General features: G+C 71.6%; 20 protein-coding genes. 13 read left to right on the top strand and 7 right to left on the bottom strand.

Going from position 1 to position 23500, the window contains the following annotated elements; all coding sequences use genetic code 11:
- Window positions 1-74: 74 nt before the first annotated feature.
- Both U874_RS0107970 and U874_RS0107965 read left to right on the top strand, forming a co-directional pair.
- Entirely contained in the window at window positions 75-1505 is a 1431-nt protein-coding gene (locus tag U874_RS0107970) for an amino acid permease (RefSeq protein ID WP_036058008.1), read from the top strand.
- Between the two features lie 253 nt (window positions 1506-1758).
- On the top strand, window positions 1759-3189 hold the full coding sequence (locus U874_RS0107965) for an amino acid permease (RefSeq protein ID WP_025134010.1): 1431 nt from the start codon (window positions 1759-1761) through the stop codon (window positions 3187-3189).
- Between the two features lie 85 nt (window positions 3190-3274).
- Here the strand turns inward: U874_RS0107965 and U874_RS0107960 are convergent, their stop codons facing one another.
- Both U874_RS0107960 and U874_RS0107955 read right to left on the bottom strand, forming a co-directional pair.
- A complete protein-coding gene (locus tag U874_RS0107960; protein ID WP_025134009.1) occupies window positions 3275-4687 on the bottom strand; it encodes an MFS transporter in 1413 nt (470 codons plus the stop codon).
- 62 nt (window positions 4688-4749) lie between these two features.
- Entirely contained in the window at window positions 4750-5637 is an 888-nt protein-coding gene (locus U874_RS0107955; RefSeq protein WP_025134008.1) for an arginase family protein, read from the bottom strand.
- A gap of 115 nt (window positions 5638-5752) precedes the next feature.
- On the opposite strand from U874_RS0107955, the gene U874_RS0107950 reads away from it, so the two are divergent.
- On the top strand, window positions 5753-7318 hold the full coding sequence (locus tag U874_RS0107950; protein WP_025134007.1) for a PucR family transcriptional regulator: 1566 nt from the start codon (window positions 5753-5755) through the stop codon (window positions 7316-7318).
- A 72-nt stretch (window positions 7319-7390) separates the two neighbouring features.
- Here U874_RS0107950 and U874_RS0107945 read toward each other — a convergent pair whose 3' ends face one another.
- Window positions 7391-8620, bottom strand: a complete 1230-nt coding sequence (locus U874_RS0107945) for an acyl-CoA dehydrogenase family protein (RefSeq protein ID WP_025134006.1) — start codon at window positions 8618-8620, stop codon at window positions 7391-7393.
- 167 nt (window positions 8621-8787) lie between these two features.
- Between U874_RS0107945 and U874_RS0107940 the strand changes: the two genes are divergently transcribed.
- The 3 genes from U874_RS0107940 to U874_RS0107930 all read left to right on the top strand — a co-directional run bounded on the left by U874_RS0107940 (window position 8788) and on the right by U874_RS0107930 (window position 11605).
- Entirely contained in the window at window positions 8788-9528 is a 741-nt protein-coding gene (locus U874_RS0107940; protein ID WP_025134005.1) for a TetR/AcrR family transcriptional regulator, read from the top strand.
- Between the two features lie 12 nt (window positions 9529-9540).
- Window positions 9541-10239, top strand: coding sequence for a FadR/GntR family transcriptional regulator (locus tag U874_RS0107935; RefSeq protein ID WP_025134004.1), 699 nt, complete (start codon window positions 9541-9543; stop codon window positions 10237-10239).
- 112 nt (window positions 10240-10351) lie between these two features.
- Window positions 10352-11605, top strand: a complete 1254-nt coding sequence (locus U874_RS0107930) for an alpha-hydroxy acid oxidase (RefSeq protein ID WP_025134003.1) — start codon at window positions 10352-10354, stop codon at window positions 11603-11605.
- 100 nt (window positions 11606-11705) lie between these two features.
- Here U874_RS0107930 and U874_RS0107925 read toward each other — a convergent pair whose 3' ends face one another.
- A complete protein-coding gene (locus tag U874_RS0107925; RefSeq protein WP_025134002.1) occupies window positions 11706-12695 on the bottom strand; it encodes a phosphotriesterase in 990 nt (329 codons plus the stop codon).
- Window positions 12692-14023: an aspartate aminotransferase family protein gene (locus U874_RS0107920; protein ID WP_025134001.1), complete on the bottom strand. Its 1332-nt coding sequence runs from the start codon at window positions 14021-14023 to the stop codon at window positions 12692-12694. The genes U874_RS0107925 and U874_RS0107920 overlap by 4 nt, the downstream gene beginning before the upstream one ends.
- Before the next feature lie 120 nt (window positions 14024-14143).
- On the opposite strand from U874_RS0107920, the gene U874_RS0107915 reads away from it, so the two are divergent.
- Complete coding sequence (locus U874_RS0107915; protein ID WP_198525830.1) at window positions 14144-14812, top strand: GntR family transcriptional regulator; 669 nt, start codon at window positions 14144-14146, stop codon at window positions 14810-14812.
- Window positions 14813-14846: 34 nt separating this feature from the next.
- Here U874_RS0107915 and U874_RS0107910 read toward each other — a convergent pair whose 3' ends face one another.
- Window positions 14847-15815: a LysR family transcriptional regulator gene (locus tag U874_RS0107910; RefSeq protein ID WP_029987972.1), complete on the bottom strand. Its 969-nt coding sequence runs from the start codon at window positions 15813-15815 to the stop codon at window positions 14847-14849.
- A 102-nt stretch (window positions 15816-15917) separates the two neighbouring features.
- Here U874_RS0107910 and U874_RS15365 point away from each other — a divergent pair, with 102 nt between their 5' ends.
- The 5 genes from U874_RS15365 to U874_RS0107885 are packed head-to-tail and all read left to right on the top strand — an operon-like array spanning window position 15918 to window position 21141.
- Entirely contained in the window at window positions 15918-17276 is a 1359-nt protein-coding gene (locus U874_RS15365) for an MFS transporter (RefSeq protein ID WP_025133998.1), read from the top strand.
- Window positions 17260-17952 carry a CoA transferase subunit A gene (locus U874_RS0107900; RefSeq protein WP_029987970.1) on the top strand — a complete coding sequence of 231 codons (693 nt, stop codon included), beginning with the start codon at window positions 17260-17262 and terminating at the stop codon, window positions 17950-17952. The genes U874_RS15365 and U874_RS0107900 overlap by 17 nt, the downstream gene beginning before the upstream one ends.
- Window positions 17936-18607, top strand: a complete 672-nt coding sequence (locus tag U874_RS0107895) for a 3-oxoacid CoA-transferase subunit B (protein WP_198525829.1) — start codon at window positions 17936-17938, stop codon at window positions 18605-18607. Before U874_RS0107900 ends, U874_RS0107895 begins: the two co-directional genes overlap by 17 nt.
- Window positions 18608-18655: 48 nt before the next feature.
- Complete coding sequence (locus U874_RS0107890; RefSeq protein WP_029987968.1) at window positions 18656-19945, top strand: ArgE/DapE family deacylase; 1290 nt, start codon at window positions 18656-18658, stop codon at window positions 19943-19945.
- 2 nt (window positions 19946-19947) lie between these two features.
- Complete coding sequence (locus tag U874_RS0107885; protein WP_025133995.1) at window positions 19948-21141, top strand: thiolase family protein; 1194 nt, start codon at window positions 19948-19950, stop codon at window positions 21139-21141.
- On the opposite strand, the gene U874_RS0107880 is transcribed toward U874_RS0107885, so the two are convergent.
- Window positions 21138-21587, bottom strand: coding sequence for a metalloregulator ArsR/SmtB family transcription factor (locus U874_RS0107880; RefSeq protein ID WP_025133994.1), 450 nt, complete (start codon window positions 21585-21587; stop codon window positions 21138-21140). The two genes, U874_RS0107885 and U874_RS0107880, sit on opposite strands and share 4 nt — an antisense overlap.
- A gap of 124 nt (window positions 21588-21711) precedes the next feature.
- Between U874_RS0107880 and U874_RS0107875 the strand changes: the two genes are divergently transcribed.
- On the top strand, window positions 21712-23475 hold the full coding sequence (locus U874_RS0107875) for an ABC transporter permease subunit (protein ID WP_025133993.1): 1764 nt from the start codon (window positions 21712-21714) through the stop codon (window positions 23473-23475).
- The last annotated feature ends 25 nt before the right edge of the window (window positions 23476-23500 follow it).

Raw genomic sequence — 23500 nt, 5'->3', positions numbered from 1 at the left:
TACAATCACCTGGTCACCCTTCGAATACCTGCGCCGCACCCTGGCGCGAACTGAAACCCACACAAGGGAGTGTCATGTCCACAACAGCACCCAGCTCAGCGAGCGGTGAGATGCAGCGCGGTTTGAAGAACCGCCACCTGCAGCTCATCGCCATCGGCGGAGCGATCGGCACGGGGCTGTTCCTCGGCTCAGGCAAGCTCATCAGCGTGTCCGGGCCGGCGATCATCTTCGTGTACATGGTGATCGGCTTCTTCGTCTTCTTCATCATGCGGGCGCTGGGCGAGCTGCTGCTGTCGAACCTGAACTACCACACCTTTGGCGACATCGCGAAGGACATGCTCGGCCCGTGGGCAGGCTTCTTCGTGTCCTGGAACTACTGGTTCTCGTGGGTGATCGCCTGTGTGGCCGACATCATCGCGATCACGGCGTACGTGCAGTGGTTCAACCCAGAGATCCCGAGCTGGCTGCCCGCGCTCATCACGGCCGGCGTGCTGCTGATCCTGAACCTGCAGCCCGTGAAGTACTTCGGCGAGACCGAGTTCTGGTTCGCGATCCTCAAGATCGTCGCGATCCTCAGCCTCATCGCGGTGGGTCTCGTCCTCGTGCTCACCGGCTTCACGAGCCCCGAGGGCACGCAGGCGTCGTTCGCGAACCTGTGGGAGCACGGCGGCATGTTCCCGATGGGTGCGAGCGGCTTCGTGCTCGGCTTCCAGATGGGCATCTTCTCCTTCATCGGCGTGGAGATGGTCGGAACCGCGGCCGCCGAGACCGAGAACCCCCGCAAGACCCTCCCCAAGGCGATCAACTCGATCGTGCTGCGCATCCTGATCTTCTACGTGGGCGCCCTCGCGATCATCATGAGCGTCACCCCGTGGAACCAGATCGAGGCGGACAAGAGCCCGTTCGTGACGACCCTCGCGCTCGCCGGTTTCGGCCTCGCGGCGGCGGCGATCCAGCTCGTCGTGCTCACCTCGGCCGCGTCGAGCGCGAACGGCGGCCTGTACTCGGGCACGCGCATGCTCTTCGGGCTCTCGAAGGACGGTCACGCTCCGAAGTCGTTCTCGCTCACCGATTCGCGCGGCGTGCCCCGCCGCTCCGTGTTCTTCACGAGCGTGTTCCTCTTTGCCGCGATCCCGCTCCTCTTCGCGGGCGACGGCGTCGTCGCGGCGTTCACCTTCGTGTCATCCATGTGCGCGACCATGATCCTCTTTACCTGGGGATCGATCGTCGTGAGCTACATCGTCTACCGGAAGCGCTTCCCCGAGCGTCACGCGAGCTCGGGCTTCAAGATGCCACTCTCCCGGATCATGCCCTGGGGCGTGCTCGTGTTCTTCGCGTTCATCGCGGGCACGCTGCTCTACGGCGAGGACACCCGCCCGCCGTTCCTCGCGACGCCCCTGTGGTTCCTCCTCCTCGCGGTGCTGTGGCAGCTGCGCAAGCGGAAGCTGCTGCGCGAGGGCCGGCCGCTCACCGCTGCGATCGCGCTCCCGGACAGCCAGGACTAGTCGCGCGCTCGTCGTGCTCGCTCGCGTGGTGCGTGCACGAATTCTCGGAGAACTCCGCAATCTCGGACCGGTTCCCACCGGAATCACCGAGATTGCGGAGTTCTCCGCGTAAACGGGCGGACCGGCGCCCGCCCGCGCGGGGCCCCGGCGCACGGGGCACGCGCGCGGGCGCAGAACCCGCGGATTCCGCAGAACGCGCAGAACGCGCACAGATGGCTACAATCGGAAACCTACCTTCGGGATGGGAGAACACATGAGCGGCACCGCTCCGGGCGCGCACGAGGAACTGCAGCGCGGCCTCACCAACCGGCACCTCCAGCTGATCGCCATCGGCGGCGCCATCGGCACGGGACTCTTCCTCGGGTCGGGCAAGGTGATCAGCCTCACGGGCCCCTCCGTGCTCTTCATCTACGCCGTGATCGGCTGCATGATGTTCCTCCTCATGCGCGCGCTCGGCGAGCTCCTGCTCTCGAACCTCAACTACAAGACCTTCGGCGACATCGCGAAAGATCTCATTGGACCGTGGGCCGGGTACTTCGTCTCCTGGACCTACTGGATCACCTGGGTGGTGATCTGCGTGGCCGACATCATCGCGATCACGAGCTACGTCTCCTACATCAACGCCGCGGTCCCGCCGTGGCTGCCCGCGCTCATCACCGCGGCCGTGCTCACGATCCTGAATCTGCAGCCGGTGCGCTTCTTCGGCGAGTTCGAGTTCTGGTTCTCGCTCGTGAAGATCATCGCGATCCTGGCACTCATCGCGACGGGCATCGTGCTCCTCGTGACCGGGTTCGAGAACCCGGACACCGGCACTCGCGCATCGCTCGCCCACCTCTGGGACCACGGCGGGCTCTTCCCCTTCGGCGCGAGCGGGTTCCTGCTCGGCTTCCAGCTCGGCATCTTCTCCTTCATCGGCGTCGAGCTCGTCGGCACGGCCGCGGCCGAGACGAAGGATCCGAACCGTAACCTCCCCCGCGCGATCAACTCGATCGTGGTGCGCGTGCTGATCTTCTACATCGGCGCGCTCACGGTGATCATGGCGATCACCCCGTGGGATCGGCTCGATCCAGATCAGAGCCCGTTCGTCACGACGTTTGCCTATGCGGGCTTCACGGCGGCCGCGTTCGCGATCAATCTGGTGGTGCTGATCTCGGCGGCGTCGAGCGCGAACTCGGGCTTCTACTCGGGCACCCGCATGATGCACGCGCTCGCTCACGACGGCCACGCCCCGAGCCGCTTCGCGCTCACCGATTCGCGCGGCGTGCCCCGGCGGGCCGTGTTCTTCTCTGCGGTGTTCGTGTTCTCCGCGGTCCCGATCCTGCTCCTCGGCGACAGCGTGATCGAGGCGTTCACGTTCGTCACCTCCGTCGCGTCGACGTTCATCCTCTTCATCTGGAGCATGATCGCGATCTCCTTCATCATGTATCTGCGGAAGCACCCGGAGCGCCACGCCTCCTCGGCGTTCCGCACGCCGCTCCCCCGCGTGGTGCCGTGGGTGGTGCTCGCGTTCTTCGCGTTCATCCTCGTCACGCTCTTCCTCGCGGACGACACCCGTCTGCCGCTGCTCTTCACGCCCGTGTGGTTCATCGCGCTGGGCGTGAGCTGGCGCTTCACGAAGCGCCGGCTGCTCCGCGAGGGCCGGCCGCTCACGGCCGCGGTCGAGCTCCCCGGCGCGCGCGACTAGCGCGGCGCCGGGGAGCTCGGCAGGGGAGCTCTGCGGGGCTCCCCAGCCGAGGAGCCCCGGCCGAGGAGCCCGCCCCGCCCCGGGCTTAGCGCCCGGCGGCCAAGCGCGCCGTGTGGATCTCGTGCGCTTCGAGCTCCGTCTCGACATTGGGCTCGGAGCCGGAGAGCGGCTGCCCCGCGGTCTCCGGGATCAGGCGGATCGCGATGAGGCCGATCACCGACATGCCCATGAGGTAGAACGCGGCCGCGGCGGCGTTGCCCGTGGTGCGCACCAGCGTGTCGATCACGAGCGGCGCGGTGCCGCCGAACAGGGCGATCGAGATGTTGTACGAGACGCCGAGGCTCGTGTTCCGCGACGCCGTCGGGAAGAGCGCCGGGTAGGTCGAGGCGAGCGTGCCCATGTACAGCGCGACCGGGATCCCGATCAGTGCGAGCCCGCCGACGATCGCAACGGGCGAGTCCGACGCGATGAGCTGGAACGCCGGGAAGCTGAGCAGCACGATCCAGACCGCCGCTGCCGTGAGCACCGGCTTGCGGCCGACGCGGTCGGAGAGCATGCCGACGAAGGGCATGAGGCAGGCCATGAGGAGCATGAGCGGCAGCGAGAAGAGGTTCCCCTGCACAGCGTCGTGCTCGAGCACGGTCGAGAGGTACGTCGGCATGTACGAGGTGAACGCGTAGCCGGCGGAGTTCGCTGCCGCGACCAGGAGGATCACGAGCAGCATCGGGCGCCAGTTCGCCGCGAACACCCGGAGGGGGTTCACGCGGAGCGCCGCCTGCCCCGTGCTCGCCTGCTCGGCGGCGAGCGCGGCGAAGTGCGGCGACTCCTCCACGCGCATGCGGAGGTACACCGCGACGAGCCCGAGCGGGCCGGCGATCAGGAAGGGCACACGCCAGAGCCCGTCCTCCATGGCGGCCTGCCCGAAGGTGACCTGCATGAACGTGACGATCGCTGCGCCGAGCACGAAGCCGAGGTAGCTGCCGCCGTCGAGGAACGCCGCGTAGAACCCGCGCTTGCGGTCGGGCGCCGACTCGGTGATGAAGGTGAGGGCACCCGTGAACTCGCCGCCCGCGGAGAAGCCCTGCAGGATCTTCAGCGCGACGAGCAGCACCGCGGCGAGGGAGCCGATCGTGGCGTGGCTCGGCAGGAGGCCGATCAGGAACGTCGCGACGGCGACGAGCGTGAGGGTGAGGAACAGCACGCGCTTGCGGCCGATCTTGTCGCCGAGCCAGCCGAAGAACAGGCCGCCGAGCGGGCGGAACAGGTAGGTGCTCGCGAAGGTGCCGAGCATGAAGATCACCTGCGTGGCGCGGTCGGCGTCCGGCAGGAAGACCGGGCCGAGGGTGACGATCAGGTAGCCGAAGACGCCGACGTCGTACCACTCCATCACGTTGCCGACGAAGGTGCCGCGCACCGCTCGGCGCAGCTCCTGTTTCCGGACCACGTTCACGGTCCCCGTGTCGAGGCGCGGGGATTCCCCGACGCGCTGATCAGTCATCGCATTCACTCCTTTGTTCATGGTCTCACGGGCGGGGAGGCGGCGCGCCGCCTCCCACGGGGCTACTGCGCGGCCGGGTGCTGCCCGAACACCGCGAAGTAGTAGCAGAGGTAGGCCGCGAGGGTCGCGGTCATGTCCTGGTGGTCGGTCATCGGGTTCACCTCGGTGATCGCGAAGGAATCGCAGTACGGGGCGAGCGCGGCAACGGTGTCGATCGCCTGACGCGAGGTGATCCCGCCCGGCTCGAGCGCCCCGGCGCCCGGGGCATGGGCGGGGTCGATCGCGTCGATGTCGAACGACAGGTGCACGTGATCGGCGCCTGCGACGCGGTCGAGGATCCGCGCGATCGCCGCCTCCGTGCCGATCTCGGCGAACTCGGCCGCGGTGATGCGCGCGAGCCCGGAGTCGGCCAGGTAGTCGTGGGAGGACGGGAAGTTGAAGTGGCGGAGGCCCACCTGGATGCTGTGCTCGGTGCTCGCCCGCGGCAGTTCGAGCGAGCGGCGCATGCCGCTCGACTGGCTGTGGGTGCCCTGCTGCACGTTCTCGTCCATCACGTCGAGGTGCGCGTCGAAGTGGATCACAGCGACGGAACCGGAGGTCGCGTCGTGCAGCCCCTGCGTGCCGGCGAACAGGAAGCAGTCGTCGCCGCCGAGGAGGATCGGCACGTGCCCCGCCCGGACGCTCTCTGAAACGCGGGCGCTCGTGCGGGCGAGCGTGGTCATGAGGTCGTGCGCGACCACATCGGCGTCGCCGCCGTCGAGCAGCTGCGGGGCACCGTGCAGCTGGCCGGTCTCGAGCGAGAACACGCGCCCGTCCTCGACCCGCTGGGTGATCCACCCGAGGGCGTGCCGGATCCGCTCGGGCGCGAAGCGCGAGCCCGGGAAGCCGAGCGTCGAGGCGCCGTCGAAGGGCGCGCCGATCAGTTCGAAGCTGCGAGCGGGTGCGGTCATGTGCGGTCTCCTCGTGACGACGGTGCGGGTGTGCTCTCCAGCCTGGCGAGACCGACCCGCCGACACAATCACGGATACCGTGAAGATTTTCGGATCGCTCACTACAATCGCGAATATGTCTCCCACGGTTGCCGATCTTCTCGCCGATCCCGCGCTCTCGCTGAGCTGCGCGACGGGCCACGCGCACGTGCATCGGCAGGTGTCGCAGGTGCACGTCGCCGAGATCCGGGATCCCAGCCCGTGGCTGGCGCGAGATCTGCTCCTCCTCACTACGGGACTCGTCGAGCGCTCGGTCCCCGAACTCGACGCGTATTTCGCCGCGCTCGCCGAGCGCGGCGTCGCGGCCGTCGGCTTCGGAGTCGGCCTCATCGCCCCGGAGATCCCCGCCGAGTGGGTGGCCGCGGCGGATGCGCACCAGATCCCGCTGCTGCGCATCCCGCTCTCGACGCCCTACATCGCGGTGTCCGAGTTCGTCGCCCGCAGGCACGCCGACCGCCAGCTCGACCAGGTGCGCCACATGCTCGAGGTGCAGCAACGGCTCGCGTACACGAACGCGAGCCCCGCGCAGCAGGTCGAGGGGCTCGAGCGCCTGGGGCGCGAGCTCGACGCCGCGGTGGTGTGGGCGGCGCCCGAGGGGCTGCGCCAGGCGCCCTCCCCCGGCACAACGCTCGACGCGGCAGAGCTGCGCACGGTCGCGACGGAACTGTCGCGGCACGTCGCCTCGGGCAGGACGACCGCGAGCACCTCAGCGGGCGCGCTCTTCCTCCAGCTCGCGAGCACGGCGGGATCGCCGATCGCCGTCGCGCGCCGCCGCCGCTACACGCCGCTCGAGCAGGGGCTCATCGGCTCGATCGCAACGTTCATCGACCTCTCGCGGGACACCGCCGCGCTTCCCGGGCTCGCCGCATCGCTCCGCGAGCAGCTCGTCGCCGAGGCCGTCTCCGGCGGCATGAGCGCGGACCCGCGCCTGTTCGAGATCCTCTTCCCCGGCGCCACCGCCTGCTCCGTCGCGTACTTCGGACCGTCACCGCGCGCGGGCGCCCGCGCACGCCGCGAACCGGCGGCCGGTCTCCTCCTCAAGTCCGCGCTGGCCACGGGACTCACGGCGGGCGTCCCCGCCGCGACGCCGCTTCTCGCCGCGGCGGAGGACGGGTTCTTCGTCGTGCTCCCGGCGACGGAGTCCGCTGCCGCGGCTGCGGCGATCGACGCCTTCATCCGCGGCGAGCAGGGCGCGCTTGCCGAGTGGCGGGCGGGCGTGAGCGCGACGGGCGAGCCCGGGGCCGTGCCCGGGCTCTGCGAGGAGGCCCGCCGAGCGTATCGGGCGACGGCCGACCGGCCGGAGCGCCGCGTGCTGTGCAGCGACGAGCTCGGCACCGACGAGCTGCTGAGCGATTGGTTCCGCGGGAGCGGCGCACCGCCCGTCTTCGCCGAGTGGCGCGCCCACCTCGACGCGCTCGGTGCGCCGGCCCGGACACGCCTCACCGCCACCCTGCACGCGTTCCTTGCGGCAAACGGCGCACTCGAGCGGGCGGCGGAGGCGCTCGGCGTGCACCGGCAGACGCTCAACAGCCGGCTGCGCGAAGCGGAGCGCGAGCTCGGCGTCGCCCTCGACGATCCGACCGAGCGGGCACTGCTCTGGCTCGCGTTCGAGACGGGCGCGCTCGCGGCCCCGGCCCGCTGAGCGGCCTGGCCCGCAGAACGGGCCGCGCCCGCCGCGGCACCCGATTCAGCGGGCGCCGCGGGCGCCCTTGGCCTACACGAAAGCGGAAACGCCCGTGATCTCGCGGCCGATGATGAGCGCCTGCACGGTCTCCGTGCCCTCGTAAGTGTGCAGCGCCTCGATGTCGGCGAAGTGCCGCGCCACGCGGTTCTCGAGCAGGATCCCGTTCCCGCCGAGCAAGTCGCGCGCGTTGCGGGCCAGATCCCGCGCCGTGCGCGTCGCCGTGTACTTCCCGAGCGAGGCGCCGGGCCCCGAGAGCTCCCCGCGCTCCTCCGCGCGGGTGAGCTGCATGAGGAGCGACTGCAGCGAGGTGAGTCCGCTCAGCATCTCCGCGAGGCGAGCCTGCACGATCTGCGAGGCGGCGAGCGGCCGGCCGAACTGCACGCGCTGCGCCGCGTAGTGCACCGCGGTCTCGTAGACCGCGGTCGCCTGCCCGAGCGCCGCCCACGCGACGCCGAGGCGCGTGGCCTGGAGCACGCGCGCCGTGTCCGCGAACGAGTTCGCCCCGGGCATGCGCGCCTCGGGGCCGAGCTCCACGCCGTCGAGCTCGATCTCGGCCTGCCAGATCGCGCGCAGCGACACCTTGCCCTCGATCGTGGAGGCGCGGTAGCCCGGCGCGTCCTGGGGCACGAGGAAGCCCTGCACCTTCCCGTCGTCACCGCGCGCCCACACGACCGCAAGGTGGCCCACGCTGCCGGAGCCGATCCACTTCTTGTGGCCCGTGATGCGCACGCCGCCGTCCGCGGTGGTTTCGGCACGAGTCTCGAGGCTCACGGAATCGGAGCCGTGCGTGGGCTCGGTGAGCGCGAAGGCGCCGAGCTCGGAGCCGCGGGCGAGCGGGCCGAGCCACCGCTCGCGCTGCGCGTCGGAGCCGCACTGGGCGACGGAGCGGAGCGCGAGGCCGCCCTGCACGCCGACGATCGTGGCGATCGAGCCGTCGCCACGGGCGAGCTCCATCGTCGTGAGGCTCGCCGCGAGGAGGCTCTGCTCCGGGAAGCCGGGCACGTCGACGCCGTCGCGGAGGAGGTCGAGCTCGCCGAGTCGCACCGCGAGCTCGAGCGGGTACTCGGCCCGATCCCAGATCCCTGCGATGACGGGGCGCACCTCGTCCTGCACGAACGCGCGCGCCCGGTCGCGGTAGGCGAGATCCTCTGCGGGGAGGCCGCGGAAGACGCCCGCGACATCGGGGTCGATCGGCTCCCAGAGCTCGTACTCGGGCTCCAGCGTGCCCTGCGGGGTGGGGCCCTTCCCGGGGTGCGACATGTCGACGTCCTCTCCGCACCGCCCTGGTGCTTGCCCCGAGACTGCCTGAGACGCGGTGCCAGGTCAAGCCCGCGAGGCGCGCCTCTCGGGTTCGCACAATCCTCACGCGCAGCGCACGCCCGAATGAAACGGAGTCCCACAACGGACTCCTGTGCTAGCTTCGGCGTATGATCTCGAAGCCAGTCCGCCCCCCGTCCGCTCTCCCGCGCGGCGACGCCGCCGGGGGCAGCGGCCTCGCGGGCGGCCGGGCGGTGCCGAACAGCGCCGCGGCGGCCATCCGCCGACTCGCCGAGCGCGGCTACGAGGCGACCACGGCGGAGGACCTCGCCGACGCGGTCGGCATGAGCCGCAGTACCTTCTTCCGCCGCTTCGGCAGCAAGGACGACGTGATCTTCTCGGATCACGACCACGCGCTCGCCCAGCTGGAGGCGTTCCTGGGCGCCACGCAGCTCGCGGCCGGGGAAGCGCTCGTGCAGGGCACGGCCGATGTGCTGCGGCTCCTCACCCGCGACCCCGAAGCCGCCCGGCTCCGCTTCGAGCTGATGCGCGAGACGCCCGCGCTCCGCGACCGCGAGCTCGTCATCACGCACCGCTACGAGCGCGTGTACGCGCGCTTCATCCGCGGAGCCGCGCCGTCGAGCACCCCCGAGTGGGTTGCGCCCGCGCTCGCGGCCTCGCTCGTCGCCGTGCACAACGCCACGCTGCGCGGCTGGCTGCGCGGCTCGGTACACGACGCGCCGAGCGAGGTGACCCGGGACCTGCGGCGGGTCGCCGGGCTCTACGCCCCGTGGCTGGACCCCGCAGCCGCGGGCGCCCCGCAGCGCGTGGTGGTCGCCGTCTACGACGCGAACGGCTCCCCCGAGACCGTGCTCGACGCCGTGGCCGCGCAGCTCGAGCGCGGAAACTGAGATAATCGGGCGATGAAAGCGCACGAGGTCGTCATGGACTGGGTGACGGCGGAGCTCGCGAGCGGCCGCCTGCACATCGGCGACCACCTCCCGGGCGAGCGCGCCCTGGCCGAGACGCTCCAGGTGTCTCGGAGCTCGCTGCGCGAGGCGCTCCGGGTGCTCGAGGCGCTCGGGACGATCACGACCGCGACCGGATCCGGCCCGCGATCCGGCACGATCATCACCGCAGCGCCCGAGCAGGCCTTCGCGCTCTCGCTGCACCTCGAGCTCGCCACGCGGCGCGTGGGGCACGATCACGTGGCCGAGACCCGGCTCCTGCTGGAGCACTGGGCCGCAACGCACTCCTCGCCCGCGGGGCTCGACCGCGCAGCCGCGGACGCGCTGCTCGAGCGCATGGACGCCCCCGGGATCGGCCCGGACGAATTCCTCGCGCTCGACGCGGAGTTCCACGCGACGCTCTCGCGAGCGGCGGGGAACCCCCTCATCAGCACCCTCATGGAGGCGCTCAGAATCGCGATCGCCGATCACACGGCCGAGCTCGCCCGCGCGCTCCCCGACTGGCAGAGCACCGCGGGGCGGCTGCGCGCCGAGCATCGCGAGATCCTCGAAGCGCTCGCCACGGGGAACGGCGAGGCCGCCGGCGCCCTGCTCCGGGCGCACATCTCGGGCTACTACGCCGAGACGACCGCCGCGGGCGCCGCTTCCGCCTGATCCCGCGCAGCGCGGCTTGACGCGCGACGCAGCAAGCACGTACACTCCATGTGGTCGGACCACATGGTCTGGCCACATGCGGACCGCCAGCGGTCCCGCCGATTGGAGTCCAATGGTGCAGCGCCAGTTCCCCCGCCCCGCGGAGCTCTTCGAGCTCCTGCGTTTCAAGGCCCCCGAGCTCAACGGCCGCAAGCGCCGGCTCGATCGCGCGCTCACCACCTACGACCTGCGCCGGATCGCCCAGCGCCGCACCCCGAAGGCCGCCTTCGACTACACGGACGGCAGCGCGGAGGCCGAGATCTCGCTGGCCCGCGCACGCCAGGCCTTCGAGGACGTCGAGTTCCACCCCGACATCCTCCGCCCGGCGGCCGACGTCGACGCGTCGACCGAGATCCTCGGCGGGCGCTCCGCCCTCCCCTTCGGCATCGCCCCGACCGGCTTCACCCGGCTCATGCAGACGGAGGGCGAGATCGCCGGCGCGGGCGCCGCGGGGGCCGCGGGGATTCCGTTCACGCTCTCGACCCTCGGCACGACCTCGATCGAGGACGTGCGCGCCGCGAACCCCGACGGGCGCAACTGGTTCCAGCTGTACGTCATGCGCGACCGCGACATCTCCTACGGGCTCGTCGAGCGCGCCGCGGCGGCCGGGTTCGACACGCTCATGTTCACGGTCGACACCCCCATCGCGGGCAACCGCATGCGCGACCGCCGCAACGGCTTCTCGATCCCGCCGCAGCTCACCGCCGGGACCATCCTGAACGCGATCCCGCGCCCCTGGTGGTGGTTCGACTTCCTCACGACGCCGAAGCTCGAGTTCGCCTCGCTCTCAGAGACGGGCGGCACCGTGGGCGACCTCCTGAACGCGGCAATGGATCCCACCATCTCGTACGACGACCTCGCCGTGATCCGCGAGCTCTGGCCGGGCAAGCTCGTCGTGAAGGGCGTGCAGAACGTGCCCGACGCCGTGCGCCTCGTGGAGCAGGGCGTCGACGGCATCGTGCTCTCGAACCACGGCGGCCGGCAGCTCGACCGCGCGCCGATCCCGTTCCACCTCCTCCCGCACGTCGTGCGCGAGGTGGGACGCGACGCGAACATCATGGTCGACACGGGGATCATGAACGGCGCCGACATCGTAGCCTCGGTCGCGCTCGGCGCGCGCTTCGCGCTCGTGGGCCGCGCGTACCTCTACGGGCTCATGGCGGGCGGGCGCGAGGGCGTCGACCGCATGATCGCGATCCTGCGCAGCGAGATCGAGCGCACCATGACGCTGCTCGGCGTCTCCTCGCTCGACGAGCTCGAGCCGCGCCACGTGACCCAGCTCGCGCGCCTCGCCCCCACGGCGCTCACGCCGCCGCGGGCGGACTGACTGCGCGAGCGCCGCGCCCCTCATACTCCCAGCGCCCCTCCGGAACCGCCCACCCGGTCGGGCGCTGGGCTCATTTCCCGCGCCGCCCGGCGCGGCTGAGCTAGGCGAGGAACCTCGCGGGGTTCTCCACCATGATCCGCATGAAGACGTCAGCGCCGACGCCCGCCTCCGCGAGCGCGGCCCGGAACTCCCCCATCACGAGCCCGAACCCCGGCCCGCCCGCGGCGCGCAGGCTGGACGCGACGCACACGTCGTGGGCGAGGAGGATCCGATCCGCGTGGCCCGCGTCGATCAGGGCGCGCACCTGCGCCACCCGATGCGCGATCTGCTGCGGAGCGAGGGAATAGATGGTGTCGATCCCAACGAAGTGGCCGCGCTCCGCGAGCTCCACCGCGTAGTCCACGCTCGGCACGGTGTCGACGTGGCCGATCGCGACGCGTTCCGGGCGCACGCCGCAGCCGAGGAGCAGATCGGACTGCTCGCGCCCCACGGCCCAGCGCGCGGCGTGCGTGTAGACGGGGGCGCCGGTCTCGAGGCTCGCCTCAGCCGCCGCGCGGAACACCGACTCCTCCGTCTCGGAGATGAACCACTTGTCCGCACCGATCTCGCCGATCAGCGCCGCGCGCACGCCCGTATCGCCGAAGCCGACCGTGAGGTCGTGCACCATCTCCGCCGCGAGCCCCGCTACGCCGAGCCGGGCGACGAGTTCGGGGTCGATGAAAGGGTCGCGGTACCGCCCGGTGCCGAGCAGCACATGAATGCCCGTCGCTGCGCTGATGCGCCGGATCGCCTCGACGGCTCGGGGGTTGCGGGTCTGCCCGGGGCTCCGCGCGTCGAAGTCGCGCTCCGAGTCGAGCGTCGACCCCGGCGTGAGCTCGGCCGTCGTGAGATCGAGGATCGCTCCGCCGCCCTGCTCCGCGAACACCGCGAGCTCGCTCGCCATGAGCTCCTCGTCGTGGAGGAGACCGTCGCCGCGCCGCTCCGCCATCAGATTAATGAAGAGGTGCTCGTGCGAGAGCGTGGGCCCGAGCTCCGCGAGCGGTACGGGGCCGCGCGCGGTCTGCACGAGCCGCGGCGTGCCGGCGCTCATGCGGTCGGCAGCCCGAGCTCGCGCTCGAGCGCCCGGAGCGTGTCGTCGAGGATCTCGAGGATGCGGTCCACCTGCTCGGGCGTGACGATCATGGGCGGGCAGACCAGGACGTGGTCGCCCGAGCGGCCACCGCGCGTGCGCCGCGAGTAGAGGATCAGCCCGCGATCGAAGGCGAGCTCGACCATGCGCTCGTGCGCGTTCAGCTCGGGGGCGAGCGGCTCCATCGTCTCGCGGTCGGCGACGAACTCGACGGCGAGCAGCAGGCCCTTGCCGCGCACGTCGCCGATCACGGGGTGGCGCTCGGCGAGCTCCCGGAGGCCCGCGATCAGCCGGTCCCCCATCGCCGTGGCGTTGCCGAGCAGATCGAGCCGGTCGATCTCTTCGAGCACGGCGAGGCCCGCCGCACTCGCGAGCGGGTTGCCCGCGTAGGTGTGGCCGTGGGCGAAGCCGCCCGCGGCGAGCACGGGCTCAACGATGCGCTCGGGCGCGACCATCGCGCCGAGCGGCGCGTAGCCAGCGCCGAGCCCCTTCGACAGGGCCACGATGTCCGGGCGGCAGCCCCAGTGGTCGCCGCCGAGATAGGCGCCCGTGCGCCCGGCGCCGCTCATCACCTCGTCGTGGATGAGCAGGATCCCGTAGCGGTCGCAGATCTCCCGGATGCGTGCGTAGTAGCTGTCGGGCGCGACGAGCGCGCCCGTCGTCGCCCCGCCGATGGGCTCCATGATGAACGCGAGCACGCTTTCCGGCCCCTCGGCGAGGATCTGCTCCTCGAGCAGCTGGGCGTAGCGCAGCCCGCGCTCCTCCATCGTGAGCGCGTCGCGGTCGAGATACGCCGTGGGCGCGGCGATCTTCGGCATTTCCCGCATGAGCGGCAGGTAGTGCTGCGTGAGGAGGTCGTAACCCGTCACCGCGAGCGCGCCGAGCGTGGAGCCGTGGTAGCCGGGGAAGCGCGAGATGATCTTCCACCGCTCGGGCTGCCCCGTCGCGACGGCCCACTGCCGCGCGAGCTTGAGCGCAGATTCCACGGCCTCGGATCCGCCCGAGACGAAGAACACCTTTTCGAGCTCGGCGGGCAGACGCTCGGCGAGCGCGGTCGCGAAGCGCTCGGCGGGCTCGTTCTCGAACTGCAGGCGGTAGAGGAACGTGGCCCGGTCGAGCTGCGCGTGCATGGCCTCGCGCACGTGCGGGTTCGAGTGCCCGATATTCACGACCATGGCCCCGCTCGCGCCGTCGATCACCCGTCGCCCCGTCTCGTCCCAGATGTAGATGCCCTCGGCACGGGTGGCGATCGGCCGCCGGCCGCGGGCCTGGTAAAAGAGGTTCGACATGCGTGCGGTCCTTTCGGCGAGACAACGGAATCAAGTTTCGATCACACTATGCCATAAATTGTGATCACAAAATACCGCTCGGGGTGATCTTCGATCCGGATCTCTGCTTCAATGGGACGCATGACCCCCGCACAGCCCACCCCGCCGGGCGCCCTCGAGGAGGAGGCGTACGCAGCGCTGCGCCACGAGCTCATCGTCGGCGGCTTCGCCCCGGGCGACCGCCTCTCCATCCGCGGCGCCGCGGATCGGCTGGGCCTCAGCCCCATGCCCGTGCGCGCCGCGATCCGACGCCTCGTCAGCGAGCGGGCGCTCGACACGACCGCGGCGGGCACCGCGATCGTGCCCCGGCTCAGCCGCGCCGAGTTCACGGAGCTCGCGGGCCTCCGCGCGCAGCTCGAACCCCACGCGCTCACGCTCGCCGCTCCGCGCCTCGGCCCGAAGACCCTCGGCGCGCTCGACGCGCAGCTCGACGCCTTCGCGCACGCGAAGGCTGCGGGCGACCCCGTCGGCACGCAGCGCGCCGACACGGAGTTCCTGTTCACGCTCTTCCGGGCCGCCGAGGCTCCCCTCGTCCTCAGCTTCATCGAGACGCTCTGGCTGCGCCGCAGCCCCCTCTTCTGGGAGGCGCGCTGGGTGCTGCTCGGCACGAGCTCGCTGCACGCGCGGCACGCCGACATTCTCGCGGCGCTCCGGGCGGGCGACGCCGACGCCGCCGCAGCGGCCCTGGCCGCGGACATCGAGCGCACCGCCGAAGTGCTCCTCACCGAGCACCCCTTCGGCGCCGAGTAGCGCGCCGGCGAGCGGCGCCCCGCGCGTCCGAGCCCTAGCGGTAGCTGCGCTCCGCGAGAGGAACGTCTGCGATGAGCCGATCGAGCTCGGCGAGGAACACCGCCTCCGCGCGATCGAGCGCGCGCTTCGGATTGCGCACGAGACTGATGTCGGTCTCGCGCAGCTCGCGCTCCGGGAGCACGGGCCAGAGGAGCCCGGCCTCGACGTCCTCCCGCGCGACATGGAGCGGCAGCGCCCCGATCCCGAGGCCCGCGACGATCATCCGCCGCACCTCGAGCAGGTTCGCCGAGACCGCGCGCGGCTCGGCGCGCAGCTGCGCGTGCTCCCGCAGCTGCCGCACATGGAACAGCGGCCCGTTCTCGGCCTCCGTCTGGAACGAGACGGCCGGCTGGCCCGCGAGCTGCTCGGCGAGGATCCGCTCGCGCCCGAACAGCGGGTGCCCGGGCCCGCAGAAGAGCCCGAATCGCTCGCGATAGAGCACGTCGTGCGTGAGCCCGGATTCCTCGTCGCCGCGGAGGAGGCAGAGCCCGAGCGTCGCCGTGTTCTGCCGCACCCGGCTCACGACCTCGGCGCTGTCCGTGACCGTGACCGTGAACGTGACCTCCGGGAAGCGCGCAGCGAAGTCCGCGAGCACGGCATCGTAGTGCGGGGACACCACGTGGCTCGTGGTGGCGATGGCAATGTGCCCAGACACGACGCGATCGGCCGCGGCGATGAGGTTCGGGATCCGGGCGACGGCCCCGAACATCTCACTCCCCTGCGCGTAGAGTGCCTCGCCCGCCGCGGTGAGCGCGAAGTGGCCGGGGCGCCGGTCGAGGAGTGTCTGCCCGAGCGTCGATTCGAGCCGCTTGAGCGCACTCGAGACGGTGGGCTGGCTCACACTCATGAACTCGGCCGCGCGGGTCACGCCCTGCTGCTCGACCACCACCGTGAAGGTGCGCAGGAGGTTCCAGTCCAGGTTCCAGACGAATCGCTGCTCATACGGGCGCACAATAACCTCCATTAATAATTGCAATGATCAACTATGCACGAAGCTGATAATCTCGGTCAAGTGCCCGCCCCGGCGGCTCCCCCGTTCCATCGCATCAAAGGAGATCCGAGCTCCATGTCCTCCCCGCAGGCCTTCAGCCACCGGCGCGCACTCCGCGCGGGCTTCGCCTCGTTCGTCGGCACGGCGATCGAGTTCTACGACTTCTACGTCTTCGCCACCGCGGCGGCCCTCATCTTCGGGCCACTCTTCTTCCCCGAGGTCGAGCCCGCGCTCGGCGTGCTCGCCTCGTTCGCGACCTACGCGACCGGCTTCCTCGTCCGGCCGCTCGGCGGCATCATCTTCGGCCACATCGGCGATCGCATCGGCCGCCGCCAGTCGCTCGTGCTCACGCTCCTCCTCATGGGCGTCGCGACGATGCTCGTCGGCTTCCTCCCGACCTTCGCGACCGCGGGCTTCGCGGCACCCATCCTGCTCGTCGCGCTTCGCGTGCTGCAGGGGCTCGCCGTCGGCGGCGAGTGGGGCGGCGCCGTGCTCATGGCCGTCGAGAACGCCCCCGAGAAGTACAAGTCCTTCTACGGCAGCTTCCCCCAGCTCGGCAATCCGATGGGCGCGCTCCTCGCCTCGGGCATCTTCGCCCTCCTCACCCTCGGCGGGCAGGAGTTCATGATGGACTGGGGCTGGCGGATCCCCTTCCTGCTCTCCGCAATCCTCATCGGCATCGGTTTCTGGGTGCGGCTGAAGGTCGAGGAGACCCCGGTCTTCGCGGAGGCGCAGGCCCGGCGCAGCGCGGCTGCCCAGCCCGTCGAGCTCCCCGCGAAGCTCGCGTTCAAGCGCAACTGGCGCGCGATCATCATCGGCACCGGACTCATCGCGATCTCCTCGGGCGGGTACTACATCATGACCACCTTCGCGACCGCGTACGCGACGGGAGCGACGGTCGGGCTCGACCCCACGCTCGTGCTCAACGCCATGACCTTCGCTTCGTTCTGGCATCTCCTCTCCACGCTCCCGCTCGGGATCGCCGCAGACCGCTGGGGTCGCAAGCGCGTCATGGCGATCGGCCTCGTGGTCTCCGTCGCCGCGGTGATCCCCACGTTCCTCGTCATGGGCCACTCCACCTGGCTCCTGTTCGCACTGCTCGCGCTCGTGCGCGTCACGATGAATGCCACCTGGGCGCCGCTCGCGGCGATCATGTCGCAGATGTTCGACGCCGACTCGCGGCAGACGAGCCTGTCCATCGCGTACAGCGCGGGATCCGCGCTCTGGGGCGGACTCTCCCCCCTCATCGCGACTGGCCTGTTCATCGCAACCGGCAGCATCTGGAGCGTCATCGCGTTCTACGTGCTCCTCACCGTCGTGGCGCTCGTGTGCCTCGTCCTCGCGCCGCAGCTGCGCGACGACGTGCTCGAGCACACTTCCGAGCGCCCCACCGCACCCGGAACGGAGCGTGATCGCCATGCCGCTGCCCACTAAGCACGCGAGCGCGGCCGAGGCGGTCGCCGAGATCCGCGACGGCGCAACCGTGATGCTCGGCGGCTTCGGCGTGCCCGGCACCCCGTTCCGCCTCATCGCCGAGCTCGTGCGCCAGGGCCCCCGCGGCCTCACGATCATCAAGAACGACGCGAATGAGGCGGGCATGGGCGTCGATCTGCTCCTCCAGAACGGGCAGGTGGACCGCTTGATCGCCACACACATCGGGCTGAACCCCAACGCCATGCGCATGATGGTCGCGGGAGAGCTCCGCGTCGACTTCGTGCCGCAGGGGATCCTCGCCGAGCGCATCCGCGCGGCGGGCTCGGGGCTCCTCGGGATCGTCACCGACATCGGGATGGGCACGGAGCTCGAGGCCGGCACCGAGCGGGTATCGGTGGAAGGGCGCACCGCCCTCTTCGAGCCCGCGCTCCGCGCCGACTTCGCGCTCGTGCACGCCGCCGAGGCGGATCCCTTCGGCAACCTCCGCTTCGCGGGCTCCGCCCGCAACTTCTCCCCGCTCATGGCGATGGCGGCGGAGCGCACGATCGTCGAGGCCGAGCGGGTCGTGGGGCTCGGCGCCCTCGCAGCCGAGGACGTCCACCTGCCCGGCGCCTTCGTCGACCACGTCACCCCCATCACCGCTCTCCCGGAGGTCTACGATGTCGTCCAGCGCTAACGCCCCCGGAACGAAGGCCCGCATGCTCGCTCGCGCCGCGGCAGACATCGCGCCCGGCATGACCGTGAACCTCGGCATCGGCCTCCCCACCCAGGTGCTCGCGCACCTCGACCCCGCCCTGCCCGTGTGCGTCCACTCGGAGAACGGCATCGTCGGCGCCGGACCCGTCACGCCCGCGGGCACCGAGGACCGCACGCTCATCGACTCGGGCGGCGCCTACCTCAGCCGCGTGCCCGGCACGAGCTTCTGCGATAGCGCGGTGAGCTTCGCCATCGTCCGATCCGGCCGTCTCGATCTCACGCTCCTCGGCGCATTCCAGGTCGCCGCCAACGGAGATCTCGCGAACTGGCGCATCCCGGGCAAGACCGCCCCCGGCGTGGGCGGGGCGATCGAGCTCGCGCAGAAGGCGCGTCGCGTCGGCGTCATCATGACCCACGTCGACCGCGCGGGCGCGCCCAAGATCGTCGAGGCGTGCTCGCTTCCGCTCACCGCGCGCGGCCAGGTGGGGCGCATCTACACCGACCTCGCCGTCATCGACGTCACCCCGCGCGGCCTCTCCCTCGTCGAGCTCGCCGTGGAAGTATCGCTGCAGGAGGTGCGGGATGCGACGGCCGCGCCGCTCAGCGCCCCCGCCGGGCCGATCCCCCGCTTCTGACCCACTTCTCACTCAGCCCCGCCACGCCCCCTCCCGGAAGGAACCCCCGTGGATCTCACCCCAGCCACCATCCGCTCCGCCGTCGACCGGCTCTTCGACGAGGAAGTCGACTTTCTCGCCGAGCTCGTGCGCCATCCCTCGCTGCGCGGCGCCGAGCGCTCGGCGCAGGACTTCATCGCGGGCGAGCTCGAAGAGCGCGGCTTCGCGGTCGACCGGTGGGACGTGCGCACCGAAGACATCGCCGGGCTGCCCGGCTACTCGCCGGTCGAGTCGCCGGACGCGGATGCCCCGAACGTCGTCGGCGCGCTGCGCAGCCGCAGCGGATCGGGCCGCAGTCTGATCCTGAACGGGCACGTCGACGTCGTCCCGACCGGACCCCGCGACATGTGGGCGCACGACCCGTTCTCCCCCGAGATCTCCGACGGCTGGCTCTCCGGCCGCGGCGGCGGAGACATGAAGGCGGGGCTCGCCTCCAACCTGTTCGCGCTCGCCGCGCTCCGCTCGCTCGGGCAGCAGCCCGCGGCCGACGTGTTTTACCAGTCCGTGGTCGAGGAGGAGTGCACCGGCAACGGCGCCCTCGCCTGCCTCCAGCGCGGCTACCGCGCCGACGCGGCGCTCATCTCCGAGCCGTTCAGCGAGCATCTCGTCTCGGCCCAGGTCGGCGTGCTCTGGTTCCAGGTGCACTTGCGCGGCCGCCCGACGCACGTGGCGTACGCCGGGAGCGGCGCGAACGCGATCGAGGCGGCGTTCCCGCTCGTCGCGGCGCTGCACGAGCTCGAAGCCCAGCGCAATGCTCCCGAGCGCCGTCACCCCGAGTTCGCGGAGCACACGCACGCCCTGAACCTCAACATCGGGAAGATCGTCGGCGGCGACTGGGCGAGCTCGGTGCCCGCGTGGTGCACCTTCGAGGCGCGCATGGGGGTCTTCCCGGGCGAGGACCTCAGCGAGCTCCGCGCAGCGATCGAGGAGACCATCCGCTCGGCCGCGGCCGAGCACCCGTTCCTGGCCGGGAGCCTCCCCGAGATCACCTACTTCGGCTTCGCCGCGGAGGGCTACGCGCTCGCCGACGACCGCCGGCCCGCGGCGGCCGAGGCGACGTCGGCGCTCGCGGCGGCCCACCAGGAGGTAGCGGGCGAGCCGCTCGAGCACGAGGCGATCACCGCGACCACCGACGCGCGCTTCTTCGGCCTCTACGCACGCACCCCCGCGCTCGTCTACGGCCCGCGCGCCGAGTCCATCCACGGTTTCGACGAGCGCGTCGACCTGGAGTCCGTCCGCCGGGTCACGCAGGCCACGGCGCTGTTCATCGCCGACTGGTGCGGCTTGGAAGGAATCTGATCATGACCGAGACCGCCGTCATCGTCGCGGCCGCCCGCACCCCCATCGGGAAGGCGTTCCGCGGTTCGTTGAACACCACGCAGGTGCCCGTGCTCGCGGGCCACGCCGTGCGCGCCGCCGTCGAGCGCGCCGGGCTCGCCGGCGCGGAGATCGAGGACTTCACGCTCGGCTGCGCCCTCACCCAGGGCTCGGCCGCCGTCAACGTCGCCCGCCACACCGTGTTCGCCGCAGGCCTTCCCGATGCCGTGCCCGCCGCGACGATCGATCGGCAGTGCGCATCCGGGCTCAGCGCGATCGCCACGGCGGCGAACCAGATCCGGGTCGGCGAGGCGCGGATCGCTCTCGCGGGCGGCGTCGACAGCGTCTCGCTCGTGCAGAACGGGCACTGGAACGATCACGCCTTCCGCGTGGCCGGCGTGCGCGACGGCTATTACCGCACCATGATCGAGACGGCGGATCACGTCGCCCGCCGGGCAGGGGTGAGCCGCGAGGCGCAGGACGCCTACGCCCTCCTTAGCCAGCGGCGCACGGCCGCGGCGCAGGAGGCCGGTGTCTTCACCGAGGAGATCGTCCCGATCACCGCGGTGCAGCGGATCGTGGACCGCGCGAGCGGGGCCGAGCAGGAGGACACCGTGCTCCTCGCCCAGGACGAGTGCAATCGACCGGGCACGACCGCCGCGGGCCTCGCGGGCCTCGCGCCCGTGCTCGGCGGCGACTCGACCGTCACCGCGGGCAACTCGTCGCAGCTCTCCGACGGCGCGGCCGCCGCGGTGCTGATGTCGGAGCGCGAGGCGAGCCGCCGCGGGCTCGAACCGCTCGGCGTCTTCCGCGGCATGCGCTCCGTGGGGCTCGCGCCCGAGGAGATGGGGCTCGGCCCGACGCTCGCGATCCCGGCGCTCCTCGCGGACCACGGGCTCCGGATCGACGACATCGAGCTGTGGGAGATCAACGAGGCGTTCGCCGCGCAGCTCGTGGCCTGCCGCGACCAGCTCGGGATCCCCGACGAGCGGCTGAACGTGAACGGCGGGGCGATCTCGATCGGCCACCCCTACGGCATGAGCGGTGCGCGCATGGTCGGCCACGCCCTGCGCGAGGGCCGACGCCGCGGCGCGCGCTACGCCGTCGTCAGCATGTGCGTGGGCTGGGGCATGGGCTCGGCGGCGCTCCTCGAGATCCTGCCCGGCGGCGACTCCTAGCCGTTCCCCGCGACCGCGGGGGCCGCAGCTGCGGGGGCCTCAGCTGCCTCGGCTGCCTCGGCCACCGTGTGACCCGCGTGCTCCGCGAAGCGGGGGGCCCGCGGCGGGCGCCGCTCGTCGGACTCGCCCGCGATCGTCCCGTCGGGGGCGATGTGGCTGAACATCTGCGCCACCACGGCGAGGATGTGCGGATCCTCGACCCGGTACAGCTGCCGCCGTCCGTCGCGGCGCGCAGCGACGATCCCGGCAGCGCGCAGCTTTGCGAGGTGCTGGCTCGTGGCCGGAACGGCCGCGCCCGAGCGCTCGGCCAGCGTCGACACGTCGTACTCCCCCGAGGCGAGCAGCCACACGAGGTGCAGGCGGTTGGGGGTCGAGAGCATGTCAAAGGTGCCGGCGGCCGCGGCGAGCTGCGCGGCGGTCACGGCGGGCGCTGGGTGATCATCCATACCTCTATGATCCCGTGTTCTGAGACTTGCGCAAGTAGGCGCGTATTCTCGTTATGCTGGCGGGGGCGCGCCCGCGGCACCTCCGCGGGCGCCGGGTCGACGGCACCGGCGAGGAGGTGTGCGCATGGCGGCCACCCCCGCGACGTTCAGCGCGCACGAGGCGGCGCTGCGCACGCGCGACCGCCTGCTCGCCGATCTCGCCGTGTTCGTCGCCGTCGCGATCCTCCTGTGGCTACTCCTCGAACTCACCCGCGAGCTCGGCGCGGGCTTCGATCCGGCCACCGCCCCCGATCGCGTCTCGACCGACCCGCGCATGCTGCCGAGCTACGCGGGCCGCTCGCTGCTCCGGATGTTCGTCGCGCTCGGCCTGTCGACGCTCTTCGCGTTCGTCGTGGCGACCGCTGCGGCCCGCCTCCCCCGGCTCGGCCGAGTGCTCCTTCCCCTGCTCGACGTGCTCCAGTCGATCCCCGTGCTCGGCTTCCTGTCCGTGACGGTCGGCCTCTGGCTCGCCCTCTTCCCTGGCTCGATCCTCGGCCTCGAGTGCGCCGCGGTGTTCGCGATCTTCACGAGCCAGGTGTGGAACATGACGTTCGCCTTCTACCAGTCGCTCATCACGCAGCCCCGCGACCTCGACGAGGCGTGCCGATCGCTCGGGCTCACCCGCTGGCAGCGCTTCTGGCGGCTCGACGCGCCGCACGGCGCGTTCCCCCTGGTCTGGAACGGGATGATGAGTTTCGGGGGCGGGTGGTTCTTCCTCCTCGCGTCCGAGGTGATCACGGTGCAGACGCAGCGGTACGCGCTCCCCGGGATCGGCGCCTACGCCGCGACCGCGGCAGAGCAGGCCGAGCCGGGGCGCCTCGCCCTCGCGATCGGGGTCATGGTGGCGCTGATCCTCGCGGTGAACATCGGCTTCTGGCGTCCGCTCACGGCCTGGGCCGAGCGGTTCCGCACGGGCGTCTCGGGCTCCGCGGAGCCGCAGCGGAGCGTCGTGCTCGACCTGCTGCGCCGCTCCTCCGCGCCGCAGCTGCTCGCCCGGGCCATCGCCCCCGTGCGCGAGGGGCTGGAGCGCGCGGCGCGCGCCTGGCGCTCACGCAGGCGGCGCCGCGCACGGGCCGGCAGCGCGGAGCGCCCGCCGGGCGTCGCGCGGGGGTGGCGCACCGCGGGCGCGCTCCTCCTCGGGCTCGCGCTCGTCTGCGGGACGCTCGCCCTGCTCGTGGCGATCTCCCGCGAGACCGGGCTCGCCGAGTTCGCCGTCGCGGGCGGGCTCGGCCTCCTCACCTTCGCCCGCGTGCTCGTGCTCCTCGTGCTCGGCACGCTCGTGTGGGTGCCCATCGGGCTGTGGATCGGGCTGCACCCCCGCGTCACCCGGGTGGCGCAGCCGATCGTGCAGGTGCTGGCGAGCTTCCCGGCGAACTTCCTGTTCCCGTTCGCGGCGCTCGCGCTGTTCGCGACCGGGATCAGCCTCGACATCGGCGGCATCGCGCTCATGGCGCTCGGCGCGCAGTGGTACCTGCTCTTCAACGCGATCGCGGGCGCCGCGGCGATCCCGCACGACCTCCGCGAGGCCGCTTCCAGCCTCCGCCTCGGCACCGTCGCCCGCTGGCGCCGACTCTACGCGCCCGCGCTCTTCCCCGCGTGGGTCACGGGCGCGCTCACGGCGGCCGGCGGCGCCTGGAACGCGTCGATCGTGGCCGAGGTGGTGAGCTACGGGGGCGAAACGCTCACGGCGCGCGGCCTCGGCTCCGCCATCGCGGAGGCGACGGCCGCGGGCGATTTCGCGCGCGTGCTCGTCGGCGTCCTCGTGATGAGCGCGTTCGTCGTCGCCCTCAACCGCCTGCTCTGGCGGCCCCTGTACGCCCTCGCGGAGCGCCGCTATGCGCTCGGCTGAAAAACCGCACCACCGTCCCCGCCCC

It is taken from the genome of Leucobacter sp. PH1c (genome assembly GCF_000633415.1).
In the GTDB taxonomy this organism is placed as follows: Bacteria; Actinomycetota; Actinomycetes; order Actinomycetales; family Microbacteriaceae; genus Leucobacter.
The sequence above is the reverse complement of the archived record's forward strand: the minus strand, read 5'-3'. Positions and strand labels throughout refer to the sequence as shown.